This is a genomic window from Qipengyuania sp. RANM35, assembly GCF_041021145.2.
GTDB lineage: Bacteria > Pseudomonadota > Alphaproteobacteria > Sphingomonadales > Sphingomonadaceae > Qipengyuania > Qipengyuania soli.
The window spans coordinates 2562744-2576036 of sequence record NZ_CM196433.1; the positions used below are offsets into that span (position 1 = coordinate 2562744).

Genomic DNA, 13293 nt, shown 5'->3' on the forward strand with positions numbered 1-13293 from the left:
TCCTGTCGACCCCTAGTCTGCCGGGCGCAGTCCACCCAACCAGGCTTGCGTCGCGCTTCCGGCTGCGTCGCAATGCCAGCCCAATATTGCTGGCGATTCATAGGGATGCAAGTGCTCTAGTCGCGCAATCGCCGCATCGATCAGCTTGGCGTTCGTCTTGAGGATTGCGGGGACTTCGCTACCCTCGTCGATGCGGCCCTGCCACATGAACAGGGAGCTGATGCCCCCGCCCACATTGATGCAGGCAACAAGCCCTTCCTCGATCAGCTTGCGCCCAATTTCGAGCGCGCATTCCTCATTCGGAAATGGGCAATAGATCAGTGCAGTCATGCCCGCCGGCCGAGGGCGTGTGCGCCCCAGGCGAAGCTTGCGACCAGCAGCGCACCGACCACCTGGTGGGCGACGGCAACCCACAGGGCAACGCCTGTCATCACGGTCGCGATGCCCAGCAGGATCTGCGTTCCGAAGGCGCTGTGGATGGCGACGGATGCCTTGCGTTCGATGGGTTTCACCTTGCGTGCCATGACGACGAGCGCGGCAACCGCAACCCAGGCCCACCAGCGGTGGAGGAAATGGATCAGGAAGGGATCGTGCGTGGCGGCATGGAACAGGCCCTTACCGTCATTGAATTCCGGGACCAGGCGGCCCTGCATCAGCGGCCAGGTATCGGAGGCCAATCCGGCATTGAGGCCGGCGACCCAGGCGCCAAGGAGCAACTGGATGAACAGGATCGCTCCGACCCCGCTCGCCATTTTCGTCCAGCGGGCAAGCACGACCTTTCCTGTCGCATGCTGGCGCAGGTCGAGCGCGGTCCAGATGAGGCCCGCGAGTGTGATCAGCGCGGTCAGCAAATGGATCGAAAGCCAGAAGTGGCTTACGTCGGTCATGGTCCCGGCAAGGCCGCTGCGCACCATGAACCAGCCGAACACCCCCTGCAGTCCTCCCAGCGCGAGGAGGGCGAGGAGGCGCGGCTTGTATCCCTGAGGGATCGCCTTGCGGATCCAGAACCATGCCAGCGGCAGTGCGAAGGCCAGGCCGATGAGGCGGCCAAGCAGACGGTGAAACCATTCCCAGAAGAAAATGAACTTGAACGCTTCAAGGTCCATGCCCGCCGGACCCGAAACGTTCCGATACTCGCCGGTGGCCTTGTAGAGATCGAACTGGGCTTGCCAGTCGGCTTGGGTCAGCGGCGGGATCGCTCCGGTGATGGGCTTCCACTGGGTGATCGATAGGCCGCTTTCGGTGAGGCGCGTGATGCCTCCGACAGAAACCATCAGGACCACCATTGCAGCAACGACGAAAAGCCACGTCGCTATGGCACGCGGGCGGGATTGGGAGATGCTCGAATCCATGCCGCCCCTCTGCTGGCGACCGGTCCATTTCGCAAGGGGGAATAGGGCGCGCGACAGGATGGCCACTGAAGGCGACAAACTGACGCGCCAGGCCCTCCCGTGCCTTGAAATATGTTACATCGTCACATAAGTGGCAATTCGCAATGCTTGATCGTGCCATCTCGCCGATTCGCCGTCGCCTTGACCGGGCAGGAATCCTGCTTTCGGGGGCGTGTGCCGTGCATTGCCTGCTGTCGATCGTGCTCGTGTCCGGCCTCGGCATCGGGGGCGAATTCTTCCTTTCCCCGGACATCCATCGTGTCGGCCTCGTCTTCGCCACCCTTATCGCCGCCGTCGCAATCGGTTGGGGAGCTTTGCGCCATCGGATGGCGGCACCTTTCGTCGTTGCCATGACCGGCCTGACTTTTATGGGCGGTGCTCTGGCGGTCCCGCATGGCTACAAGGAAGCGATCCTGACCATCATCGGCGTGGCGCTGGTGTCGCTCGGCCACATCCTCAACCTGCGTCATTCGCATTCCGCCGCTTGCATGGAGCGCTGCGGAGACTAAGTCGGGCCGCATGATTGCCCTGACCGTCAATGGCGAGACCCGCCGCACTGCCGCTACCACCATCGCCGACCTCGTGCGCGAGCTGGAACTCGACCCTGCCAAGGTCGCTGTCGAGCATAACGGGATCATCGCACCGCGCAGCGAACTTGCCTCGCATCCCATAGCGGAAGGCGACGTACTGGAGATCGTGCATTTCGTGGGCGGCGGTCAGGAGGATACGTGGACCGTCGCCGGGCGGACGTTCAAGTCCCGCCTCATCGTCGGGACAGGCAAATACAAGGACTTTGCCCAAAATGCCGCCGCGCTGGAAGCGTCGGGGGCGGAGATCGTCACAGTCGCCGTACGCCGGGTCAATGTCAGCGACCCCAAGGCGCCGATGCTGACCGACTATATCGATCCGAAGAAGGTCACCTACCTGCCCAATACCGCAGGCTGCTTCACGGCCGACGAGGCTATCCGCACCCTGCGCCTGGCGCGCGAGGCGGGGGGCTGGGACCTGGTCAAGCTGGAGGTCTTGGGCGAGGCGCGCACGCTCTATCCCGACATGCGCGAGACGCTGAAGGCGACCGAGGTTCTCGTGAAGGAGGGGTTCCACCCCATGGTCTATTGCGTCGATGATCCGATTGCAGCAAAGCAACTCGAAGAGGCAGGCGCAGTCGCGGTCATGCCGCTGGGCGCGCCGATCGGTTCCGGCCTTGGAATCCAGAACCGGGTCACGATCAGACTGATTGTCGAAGGCGCCAAGGTGCCGGTGCTGGTCGATGCCGGGGTCGGCACGGCGTCGGACGCGGCTGTCGCCATGGAGCTGGGTTGCGATGGCGTGCTGATGAACACCGCGATCGCAGAAGCGAAGGACCCGATCCGAATGGCGCGCGCAATGAAGCTCGCGGTCGAGGCCGGGCGAGACGCCTATCTTTCCGGCCGCATGGGCACGCGCAAGTATGCCGATCCGTCGAGTCCGCTCGCCGGCTTGATCTGATTCCTCAAACGAAAAATTAACCATCTTCGGTGACATTGCCCCTGTTGAACGGGGGCAACCGATCATGGCCGTTACGAATACCGCTACGCTGACCATCGCCGAAATGCGCGAGTTCGCAGGGTTCACTGCCGCAGAGCAGCGCTACATCCGCCGCAGTCTCGACATCGGCCTCGGCCGCTGCGACGCCTTCCGCATCTGGGGCCGCAATGCTGGCGAGAATGCCGCGATCCGCAGCCAGTACGTCGCCTACCAGGAGCTCAAGGCGCTGCGGCAGTCGATCCCGCAGTCATCGGGCTTCGACATGATCGAAGGCTTCGTCGGCAAGCTCACCCGCGTCGCTGCCTTCGACCTTGCACAGGAGCGCATCGAGAGCTTCTCCGCATTCCGCTTTCTCTACGAGCGCCTGATTTCCGCGGAGGCGCGCCCCTGGCTCCCGAGCGCCTTCTGCGCCGCCGCCGCCTTGCCGCAAATCCGCCCGGACCGGCGCAAGACCCTGCTCCAGAGCCTCAGCGAAGCCGCTGCGACCGCGCCCGGCTGGTCAGACCGCGCGCCGAGCTTCTATCCCGAATTCATCGAGAGCGAAGCGGCCTAGAGTTCCTCGACGATCAGGTAGGTCACTGTGGTATCGCCGACATTGACCACCTGGTGCCAGGCCACCCCGTCACTCGAATAACTCGATCCGGTCGCGATCCTCGCGATCCGGTCGCCATTGGCGTCGGTCAACTTCATCGTTCCGCCACTAAGCGCGTAGCCGAAATGGGCGGGGTGGAAATGCCTTTCATGCCCCACGCCCGGCGCAAAGCTGCATTCGAGGACGCGGTGGGTGTCGGACCGGTGCAGCAGTTCGCAAACGGGCTTCCCTTCCCAGCCCGCCTCGAGTGCGGACGGCAAGGGATTGTCGCCCGCGTTCGCAGTGACACAGGCACCCAGTGCCGCAAGGCCGATTGCAGCGCCAATGGTTCGTGCCGGGGCGATCACGCTCAGCCCTTGTAAAGCCCGTCCAGCCGATCGGCGTAGCGTTCCTTGATCTTGTGGCGGCGGATCGACTGCTTGGGCGTCAGCTCCTCGTTGTCGATGCTGAATGCCTCGTCGGCGAAGGCGAACTGGCGGATTTTCTCGATGACCGAGAGGTCCTTGTTCACGCGGTCGATCCCGGCACGCACGGCCCCGCGGAACTCGGGATCGTCCTGCAATGACTTCAGGTCGAACTTCTTGCCATTGGCCTTTGCCCACTCGACCGCCCATTCGGCGTCGGGAACGATGAGGCCAACGATGTAGGGCCGCTTGTCGCCGCTCACCATCGCCTGCGCGATTTCGGGCTGAAGAGTAAGCATGCCCTCCAGCTTCTGCGGCGCGACATTGTCGCCCTTGTCGTTGACGATCATGTCCTTCTTGCGGTCGGTAATGACGATCCGGCCTTTCTCGTCGAGATGGCCGATATCTCCCGTGTGCAGCCAGCCGTCCCTGATCGTACGCGCGGTTTCCGCATCGTTGCGCCAGTAGCCGTGCATGACAAGCTCGCCCCTGCACAGGATCTCGCCATCTTCGGCGATCCTGATTTCGACCCCGCGCATCGGCGGGCCGACCGTGTCCATCTTGAGGCCCGCGCGGGGGCGGTTGCAGCTTATCACCGGCCCGGCCTCGGTCTGGCCGTAACCTTGGAGCATGGTGAGACCCATCGAGTCGAAGAAGACGCCGACTTCCGGATTAAGCGGCGCCCCGCCAGACACCATTGCCTTGATGCGTCCGCCGAACTTCTGGCGGATCTTGGGCTTGAGCAATCGACTGACGACCATGTCCTTGGTCCCGTCGCCAAACTTGCGCACGCCGGCGGCCTTGCGTTCGCCGACACCGAGCGCAGTGTTCATCAGCTTCTCTGCAAGTCCCCCTTGCTTCTCGATCTGCTTCATGATGCGGCTGCGCAGCACTTCGAACAGGCGCGGGACAACGACCATGATCGTCGGACGCGTCTCCTCGATATTGCTGGCGAGCTTCTCCAGCCCTTCGGCATAATAGATTTGCGCACCCACGCTGATCGGCAGGAATTGTCCGCCGGTGTGCTCGTAAGCGTGGCTCAACGGCAGGAAAGAAAGAAAGCGCTCGTCGTCGGCAATCCCGAAATCCTCGATCAGGATTTCCGCTGCACCCGCCGCATTGCAGAGGATTGCGCCGTGATGCTGCAGGACTCCGCGCGGTGCGCCACCGGTGCCGCTGGTATAGATGATGCAGGCGGTGTCGCCGCGGCCGATGTGGGCGATGCGTTCCTCGACCGCCTTGCGCGCCGCTGCCGGGTCCCCCTGGAGCATCGAGGCCCAACTATGGAACTCGAAGCTTCCCGATTGCTGGCGGTTGAGGTCTTCGATCCCGATGACATGTTCCGCCACGCCCGATGCCTGAAGGGCGGTGTGGAGCGGCTTGAGCAGTTTCTCGTTGGAGACGATCACCGCCTTCGCGCCCGAGTTGTCGAGGATGTGAAGGTGGTCGCGTTCGGTATTGGTGATGTACGCTGGCACGGTGATGCAGCCGGCCGCCATGATCGCAAGATCCGCGATGCACCATTCGGGCCGGTTCTCTGACACGAGGCACACGCGGTCACCGCTGTTCAAGCCGAGCTTTCGCAGGTTTTCCGCCAGAAGGCATACCTGGTCGACCGCTTCGCCCCAGCTGATCGTCTGCCAGGACCCATCGCGCTTGGCGCCGAGGAAAGGCTTGGCAGCCCTCGGATCGGCGCGCGTCAGGAAAAGTTCGACGAGATTGTTGGCCGAATCGATCTCGGACAGCACGGCAGGCTCCTCAACTTGGTTCTTATCTTGTGTGACCCAACGGTGCGCCTTGGCTTAGGCTCCCGCCAGCGCGAGGGCAAGCTGCCGGCGCTTTGCCTCAGGGCATGTCAAGATGGCCTTCGAGACGCGGATCGCGCGCACTTTCCCACGAGCCGTTGCGATAGAGAACCGCCCCACCCTTGATGGGTGCCGCGCCGATGATCAGCTGGCCATGTCCCAGCGCCTTGAAGGCATCGGCACTGGTTTCCAGCCAGGTCCCCTGCTCGAGCAGAACGCGGTCACCGAAGGCCATGATGAACGGCAGGCGCAGCGATTCGTGGGCATCGAGTCCGAAGTCGATCGCGCCGATGATGGCGCGCGCCGTGGTTATGGGAATGGTGCTGCCACCTGCGGCACCCACGGCCATGAAGGGATGCCCCTGCGGGTCGTAGATGATGGTCGGCGACATCGAACTGCGCGGGCGTTTCCCGCCTTCGACCCGGTTGGCCACCAGTCGGTCACCGACCTTGGGTGATCGGCTGAAGTCGGTCAGCTCGTTGTTGAGGTAGTACCCCCCGACCATCAGACCGGATCCGAAAGCACTCTCGATCGTGCTGGTGTAGCTGACCATGGTGCCTTCGCTGTCGACAGCGGCGAGATGAGAGGTGCCGTGTTCGACCGGCTCATCCCCGTCGGCGAGCGCCAAGGGAGCGCCGGCCGGGCGACCTGCCTCGACCGTTGCGAGCGAGGTTTCCGGCGAGATCAGCGCACTGCGCGAAGCGATATAGGATTTGTCCAGCAGTCCGGCGACAGGCACGCTGACGAAATCGCTGTCGCCGAGGTAGAGTTCGCGATCGGCGTAGGCGAGGCGCTGGGACTCGACGAACAGGTGCCAGGTGACCGGATTGTCCCTGCCCAACGCGGTGAGGTCGAACCGTTCAAGCTGGCCCAGGATTTGCTGGACCGCGATACCGCCCGAAGTCGGCGGCCCCATCGAACAGATCCGGTAGGAGCGGTAGCTCGAACAGACTTCTTCGCGTTCCTTGGCTTCGTAAGCCTGGACGTCGGCGTATGTCATCGCGCCCGGCTTGGGTGTGTCGGCCGCCACTGTTGCCGCTAGCGCGATGGCATTTGCTCCGCTGTAAAAGGCCTTTGGGCCTTCCTTCGCGATGGCCTCGAAGGTCCGTGCCAGCTCTTCATTGCGTACGAGCGTACCGGCGGGAAGGGCCTCGCCCGAGGGTGCGTAGAAAATTGCCCGCGCCGTATCGCTGAATGCCCCCGTCTCGCGCGAGCGGGTCAGCGCATCGTTCATCCGCGGATTGATCTGGAATCCTTCGCGGGCCAGGCGGATGGCGGGATTGAACAGCTCTGACCAGGCGAGCTTGCCGTGCTCGGCATGTGCCTTGGCCGCGAGAGCGATGTTGCCGGGGACCCCGACCGACAGCCCACTGCGGACGGATTTCTCGAACGAGGGCAGCTTGCCGTCGGCGTCGAGGAACCATTCGGGTGTAGCGCCGGCGGGGGCCTTTTCGCGCCCGTCGTAGGTTGTCACCTCCCCGCCCTCGGTACCGCGTACCAGGAAGCCGCCGCCGCCGATGCCCGAGCTCTGGGGTTCGACAACGGTAAGGGCAAGCATGGTGGCGATTGCCGCGTCGGTGGCGTTGCCGCCCTTGCGCAACACCTCTTCACCAGCGGCCTGCGCGCGGGGATCCGCTGCGCTTACAGCGCCGATGAAGGCAGTGGTTTCGGTGGGCGCCGCTGCTTGCGGCAGAGTCGCGCAGCCAGCGAGGGCAAGGGCGACGAGCGAGACTAATGGTAAGCGGCTCATGCCGCGGGTGCTATTCGCTTCCGACCGCTTCGGCAATCGAAGAGAATCCGTCGCGCTTCATCAACCCTTCGAGCCCCCGGATTATCTTTCGCGGTAGTCCCGGCCCTTCGAAGACCATGGCGCTATAAAGCTGCACAAGGCTCGCCCCGGCCCGGATTCGCGCCCAGGCATCCTCGGCACTGGAAATCCCGCCGACGCCCACCAGGGGGATTGCCCCGCCGGTAGCCTTGCGGAAGTCGCGCATGCGTTGCTGGGCGAGGTCGCGCAGGGGTTCGCCTGAAAGCCCCCCGGTCTCACCGCGATGGTGCGAGCGCAGCTCCGGCCGGGAAATAGTGGTGTTCGAGACGATCAATGCGCCAAGCTTCTTGTCCAGCGCGATACGTGCGATCGCATCGATGTCGGCGGGTTCGAGATCTGGCGCGACCTTGAGGAAGACCGGGGGCCCCTTGTCGCTTCTCATTTCGAGTACGGCATCGATCAGGCCTGTCAGTGCCGATTCATCCTGCAATGCGCGCAAGCCAGGCGTATTCGGGCTGGAGATGTTGACCGCAAGATAGCTAGCCAGTGGAGCCATGACGCGGGTCATCGCCGCATAGTCGGCTATCCGGTCCAGGCTGTCCTTGTTTGCCCCGATATTGATACCGACGATGCCGGGACGGTGGCGCCGCCTCTCGAGGCGGAGCCTCGCGACATCTGCACCGGCATTGTTGAACCCCATGCGATTGATGACCCCCCGGTCCTCGACCAGCCGGAACAGGCGTGGCTTGGGATTGCCGGCTTGGGGGAGCGGGGTGATCGATCCGACTTCGGCGAAACCGAAGCCCAGGCCAAGCAGTTCGTCGGGAACTTCGGCATCCTTGTCGAATCCCGCAGCCATGCCGAGCGGGTTGGGGAACTCGATGCCCGCGACACTGATGGCGAGCGGTCCCGGTCGCGGCGGAGTGCGCAGGGGGGAAGCGGCAAGTGCGCGGACTGTAAGGCGGTGGGCGCGCTCCGGATCGAGTGCGAAAAGTACGGGGCGGGCGAGATCGAAGAACATGGCGGCGCGCTATGACGCACCGGGTGATTCGTGTCGACTATGGCGCATATCGCCGCTCCCACGCACCTGTCTTGCGGAGGGACAGTCTCGATTTTTCCGAAAGTGTCGCTTGCATACAATCAAGCGCGACCGATTCTGCCTATCTAGGGCTTGCGACCCGAAGGGCTCGGAGCAGCTTTGCAACGAGTTCTCGACTTCAAGGGGCGGCTCCTAACAGGGCCGCCCTTTTTTTCGCACTTGATTTATTTCTGACTTTCGGTGCGAATCCATTCGTTGTCGGCTGCTATTGCCGATGGCGAATTTATACAATATCGAATCGCAACTTACTTCGGGAGCGACAGTCTTGTCCGGTTCGCCAGGGGGCAACGAACCTCACCAGTTCCATTTCGTGCCAGCGCCTCCCGACTTGGCGCCGTACCTCAATTCGCTCTACATCTGGCAGACCGAATTCCCCACTCTCGACGAAGTCCTGCCAGCCTACTCGGCGCAAATGACTGCGTTCGTCACGGGCAAGGCGCGTATGGCGTTCGATGACGGCATCGTCGGCGAGACCAGCGATGCCTTTTTCCTCGCCCCGCTTTGCCAGGCACGGCATTTCAGCGTCCGTGGTCCGGCCAAGCTCTTCGGGGTCTCCCTCAACTTTCGTGGCTGGGCGGCGCTGTCCGGTCTGTCGGTCCACGATCACCATGACAGTTTCCTTCCTTCTGAGATGGTGATTGGTGAAGCCCTCGCGGACGAATTCGCCACCCTGGCCCCGCGCTGGCGCAAGGGGGATCTGGACGACGACGGTTTCCTTGATGCCATGGCCGACATCGTCAGGCGCGGCATAAGCGAGCTGCCAAAGACCCATTTGCAGGTGATCGACCGCACGCTCGAATGGCTGTCGAGTTCGTTTCGTCCCGATCTCGAGTCGCTCTATTCGACCCTGCCTTATTCCAAACGCCAGGTGCAGCGGCTCGTTGCACAGTTCTTCGGGCAGTCGCCCGTGCGACTCGTGCGACGTTATCGTGCGGTCCGCGCGGCGACGCTCTTGTCGCTTCCCGCACTACCCGACGAGGTGGAAGCCGATATCCACGCGGCCTTCTACGACCAGGCACACCTGATCAAGGAACTGCGTTTCTTTACCGGCCGGACGCCCAAGCGCCTGCTGCCCGAGGGCGAGTCGGCGATCAACGAAATGCTTGGACCCGAAGGATACAGCTCGGTCGACCTCTTCGGCTCGAGCGAGGCACGCCAGTTAGGCCAGGACCCGCTGGACTGCTAACGACTCGCAATAAGCGGAAATGCGTTGAATTAGCCTTCGCTCATGCATAGGTCGCCAATCGGAACGAATTGGTCCGATTAAAACATGCGCCTGTCAAACCTTGCCGATTACGCTGTCGTTACGATGAGCGCTGCGGCCCGCCACTGCGGCGGGGGGCGGACCAGTGCGGCAGAGCTGGCGGCGGAAACCGGCCTGCCGGTGCCGACGGTGCAGAAGCTGGTCAGCAAGCTTTCTGCAGCGGGCTTGCTCAGGTCCACGCGTGGCACGGGCGGCGGCCTGCAACTCGCGCGTCCCGCGGCAGCCATCACTGTGGCGGACATTGTCGAGGCGGTCGAAGGGCCGATCGCGCTGACGGCTTGCGTCGAAGGCGCGGAATGTTCGGTCGAGCACGAATGCTCGGTGCGGCCACACTGGCCGGTCGTGAACGAAGCACTGCGCGGTGCGCTGGCGGCCATCCCGCTGACGCAGCTGGCGCGAATCGAAGAAGTAGCATGAGCGAAGAGCTAGAAATCCAGGACCGCGAGGCCAGGGAAGCGGCAGCCAAGGCGGCCGAGTACGAGCACGGCTGGTCGGCCGACATCGAGACCGAGTTCGCCGAAAAGGGCCTCAGCGAAGACACCGTCCGCTTCATCAGCGCCAAGAAGGGCGAGCCCGAGTGGATGCTCGAATGGCGCCTCAAGGCCTTCCGCCTGTGGCAGGAAATGGAAGAGCCCGACTGGGCCAAGCTCGGCTATCCGGCGATCGATTACCAGGACGCCTATTACTACGCCGCGCCGAAGAAGAAGCCGACGCTGGCTTCGCTCGACGAACTCGATCCCGAGATCAAGGCGGTCTACGACAAGCTCGGCATTCCCGTGGCGGAGCAGGAGGTGCTCGCCGGGGTCGAGGGCGCGCGCAAGGTCGCAGTAGATGCGGTGTTCGACAGCGTCAGCGTCGCTACCACTTTCCGCGAGGAGCTGAAGCGCGCGGGCGTGATCTTCCTCTCGATCAGCGAGGCGGTGAAGGAATATCCCGACCTTGTGAAGAAGTGGCTCGGCAAGGTCGTGCCGCAGCACGACAACTTCTTCGCCACGCTCAACTGCGCGGTCTTTTCCGACGGCACCTTTGTCTACGTGCCTGAAGGCGTGCGCTGTCCGATGGAGCTTTCCACCTATTTCCGCATCAATGCCGAGAACACCGGGCAGTTCGAACGCACGCTGATCATCGCAGAGAAGGGCGCCTACGTCAGCTATCTCGAAGGCTGCACCGCGCCGATGCGCGACGAGAACCAGCTTCACGCCGCAGTGGTCGAGCTGGTCGCGCTCGAGGATGCCGAGATCAAGTATTCGACCGTGCAGAACTGGTACCCCGGCAATGCCGAGGGCGTGGGCGGGATCTACAATTTCGTCACCAAGCGCGGCCTGTGCCAGGGCGCGCGCAGCAAGATCAGCTGGACGCAGGTGGAAACCGGCAGCGCGGTGACATGGAAATACCCGTCATGCGTGCTCAATGGCGAGGACAGCGTCGGCGAGTTCTACTCGGTCGCGGTGACCAACAATTTCCAGCAGGCCGACACCGGCACCAAGATGATCCACAACGGCAAGGGCAGCCGCTCGACGATCATCTCCAAGGGCATTTCGGCGGGCAAGTCGAACAACACCTATCGCGGGCTGGTCCGTGTCGCCGCCAATGCCGACGGAGTACGCAACTTCACCCAGTGCGACAGCCTGTTGCTCGGCGACAGATGCGGCGCGCACACCGTGCCTTATATCGAGGTCAAGAACCCCTCTGCGCAGATCGAGCACGAGGCGACCACCAGCAAGATTTCCGACGACCAGCTGTTCTACGCCATGCAGCGCGGGCTGGACGAGGAGGAGGCCGTGGCGCTGATCGTCAACGGCTTCGCCAAGGACGTATTGAAAGAACTGCCAATGGAATTCGCCGTCGAGGCGCAGAAGCTGCTGGCGATTTCGCTTGAGGGGAGTGTGGGGTGATGCATTGGGCCCGTCTGACTTCTGACTCAAGGGATGCCGGTGTTCTCATGAGCGATTGCTCCAATCGCCTCGAGGCGGCGAGAGAATATGCAGCACTCCTCAACGATGAAGACGAAATCCACGCCGGTCTCATCCGCGTTTGGGAAGAGGGAACGTACGAGACTGGCGGTTCCGACTTTGCCTTTAGCTTTCGCGAAAACGGAGTTCTGACACTTGGCGAAGTGAGCCGAGAGGATCAAACGAGATGACCGACCGCAAGACCCTCCAGCTTCGCGATCCCTCCGAGACCGCTGACGACACCCCCGCGCTCAAGAAAAAGGGTCGCGGGTGGGAAATCTCCGAGAAGCGCCTCGATGCGCTGCACGAGCGCGCGCGCGACATGCGACGTCATTCTTCTCCGGCGCACAAGGCGCTGGCGAAGAAGTTCGCCGAGGCCGACATGGGCCGCTACAAGTTCACCCGCCACGCGGTGGTCGGTAGCGCAATCGTCGACCTCAATTGCCACAACCTCGGCCTTGCGATCATGATCGACGAGGACGATGCGGACGAGGCGCTTGGCCCGGAAATCACAAAGCGCCGCGACAAGAGCCTCGAGGCGGTCGGCATCCGAGTCGAGCGCGTCGCGGCTTCCGATATCCTGGAGAACATGGACGAGGTGCTCCAGCGCCTCACCGTCGCGATGCGCGAATGCATTGCCGACAAGAAGGAAAAGGCCCGCGCCCACGCCGCAGCCAATCCCAACCAGCACTATTCGCGGCCGAACCGTAAACCGGCGCCGCGCAGGAACGACTACTGATGCTCGAAATTACCGACCTTCACGCCACCGTTGCCGACAAGCCCATCCTCAAGGGCCTCTCGCTCACCGTCGCCGCGGGCGAGGTCCATGCGATCATGGGCCCCAACGGCGCAGGCAAGTCGACGCTCGCCTATGTGCTGGGCGGTCGCCCCGGCTACGAGGTGACCGGCGGCAGCGTGCGCTTTAACGGTGAAGACCTGTTCGCCATGGACCCGCACGAGCGTGCGGCGGCGGGCCTGTTCCTCGGCTTCCAGTACCCGGTCGAGATTCCCGGCGTGTCGAACCTCCAATTCCTGCGCGAAGCCTTGAATTCGCAGCGCAAGCAGCGCGGAGAGGAACCGCTGTCGGGCGGCGACTTCCTCAAGCTCGCACGTGAGAAGGCGGCTCTGCTCAAGCTCGATCCCGAGATGCTCAAGCGCCACGTCAACGTCGGCTTTTCCGGCGGCGAGAAGAAGCGCGCCGAGATGGTCCAGATGGGTATCCTCGACCCGAAATTCGCGGTGCTCGACGAGACCGACAGCGGCCTCGACATCGACGCGCTGCGGATCGTCGGCGAAGGGATCAATGCGATCATGCGCAGCCCCGAAAAGGGCGTGCTGCTCATCACCCATTACCAGCGCCTGCTCGACGTCGTGAAGCCCGACCGCGTGTCGATCCTCTCGGCCGGACGCATCGTCCAGACCGGCGGCCCCGACCTCGCCCTGCGTCTCGAAAACGAGGGTTATGATGCGGTGATGGCGGATGCATAGGCG

14 protein-coding genes are annotated in these 13293 nt (G+C 63.3%); 8 read left to right on the top strand and 6 right to left on the bottom strand.

The annotated features are described in order from the left end of the window. Nucleotides 1–12 precede the first annotated feature (12 nt). Together cutA and RAM60_RS12875 are read right to left on the bottom strand one after the other, a co-directional pair. Nucleotides 13–330 carry a divalent-cation tolerance protein CutA gene (cutA, locus tag RAM60_RS12870; RefSeq protein WP_369026438.1) on the bottom strand — a complete coding sequence of 106 codons (318 nt, stop codon included), beginning with the start codon at nt 328–330 and terminating at the stop codon, nt 13–15. Next, nucleotides 327–1352 (bottom strand): COX15/CtaA family protein, encoded by a 1026-nt coding sequence (locus RAM60_RS12875; RefSeq protein WP_369026437.1) that lies wholly within the window; start codon nt 1350–1352, stop codon nt 327–329. The genes cutA and RAM60_RS12875 overlap by 4 nt, the downstream gene beginning before the upstream one ends. 143 nt (nt 1353–1495) lie before the next feature. On the opposite strand from RAM60_RS12875, the gene RAM60_RS12880 reads away from it, so the two are divergent. The 3 genes from RAM60_RS12880 to RAM60_RS12890 all read left to right on the top strand — a co-directional run bounded on the left by RAM60_RS12880 (nt 1496) and on the right by RAM60_RS12890 (nt 3471). Continuing rightward, nucleotides 1496–1900, top strand: a complete 405-nt coding sequence (locus RAM60_RS12880) for a MerC domain-containing protein (protein WP_369026436.1) — start codon at nt 1496–1498, stop codon at nt 1898–1900. A 10-nt stretch (nt 1901–1910) separates the two neighbouring features. Continuing rightward, entirely contained in the window at nt 1911–2879 is a 969-nt protein-coding gene (gene thiS, locus RAM60_RS12885) for a sulfur carrier protein ThiS (protein ID WP_369026435.1), read from the top strand. A gap of 64 nt (nt 2880–2943) precedes the next feature. Further along, a complete protein-coding gene (locus tag RAM60_RS12890; RefSeq protein ID WP_369026434.1) occupies nt 2944–3471 on the top strand; it encodes a hypothetical protein in 528 nt (175 codons plus the stop codon). On the opposite strand, the gene RAM60_RS12895 is transcribed toward RAM60_RS12890, so the two are convergent. The 4 genes from RAM60_RS12895 to RAM60_RS12910 all read right to left on the bottom strand — a co-directional run bounded on the left by RAM60_RS12895 (nt 3468) and on the right by RAM60_RS12910 (nt 8508). Beyond that, nucleotides 3468–3857, bottom strand: coding sequence for a cupin domain-containing protein (locus RAM60_RS12895; RefSeq protein WP_369026433.1), 390 nt, complete (start codon nt 3855–3857; stop codon nt 3468–3470). The two genes, RAM60_RS12890 and RAM60_RS12895, sit on opposite strands and share 4 nt — an antisense overlap. A 2-nt stretch (nt 3858–3859) precedes the next feature. After that, a complete protein-coding gene (locus tag RAM60_RS12900; protein ID WP_369026432.1) occupies nt 3860–5662 on the bottom strand; it encodes an AMP-dependent synthetase/ligase in 1803 nt (600 codons plus the stop codon). Nucleotides 5663–5759: 97 nt separating this feature from the next. Continuing rightward, nucleotides 5760–7469, bottom strand: coding sequence for a gamma-glutamyltransferase (gene ggt / locus RAM60_RS12905; RefSeq protein ID WP_369026431.1), 1710 nt, complete (start codon nt 7467–7469; stop codon nt 5760–5762). 10 nt (nt 7470–7479) lie between these two features. Then, complete coding sequence (locus tag RAM60_RS12910) at nt 7480–8508, bottom strand: quinone-dependent dihydroorotate dehydrogenase (protein ID WP_369026430.1); 1029 nt, start codon at nt 8506–8508, stop codon at nt 7480–7482. A 343-nt stretch (nt 8509–8851) separates the two neighbouring features. On the opposite strand from RAM60_RS12910, the gene RAM60_RS12915 reads away from it, so the two are divergent. From RAM60_RS12915 to sufC, 5 genes are all read left to right on the top strand, one after another. Continuing rightward, entirely contained in the window at nt 8852–9772 is a 921-nt protein-coding gene (locus tag RAM60_RS12915; protein WP_510639819.1) for a helix-turn-helix transcriptional regulator, read from the top strand. Nucleotides 9773–9856: 84 nt separating this feature from the next. Next, the gene (locus RAM60_RS12920; protein WP_341713158.1) at nt 9857–10267 is read left to right on the top strand and encodes an SUF system Fe-S cluster assembly regulator; all 411 of its coding nucleotides are present in this window, start codon (nt 9857–9859) and stop codon (nt 10265–10267) included. Next, complete coding sequence (sufB, locus tag RAM60_RS12925) at nt 10264–11745, top strand: Fe-S cluster assembly protein SufB (protein WP_369026428.1); 1482 nt, start codon at nt 10264–10266, stop codon at nt 11743–11745. Before RAM60_RS12920 ends, sufB begins: the two co-directional genes overlap by 4 nt. Nucleotides 11746–11989: 244 nt before the next feature. Further along, nucleotides 11990–12541: an endonuclease domain-containing protein gene (locus RAM60_RS12930; RefSeq protein WP_369026427.1), complete on the top strand. Its 552-nt coding sequence runs from the start codon at nt 11990–11992 to the stop codon at nt 12539–12541. Nucleotides 12542–12549: 8 nt separating this feature from the next. Next, nucleotides 12550–13290, top strand: coding sequence for a Fe-S cluster assembly ATPase SufC (gene sufC / locus RAM60_RS12935; RefSeq protein ID WP_510640410.1), 741 nt, complete (start codon nt 12550–12552; stop codon nt 13288–13290). The last annotated feature ends 3 nt before the right edge of the window (nt 13291–13293 follow it).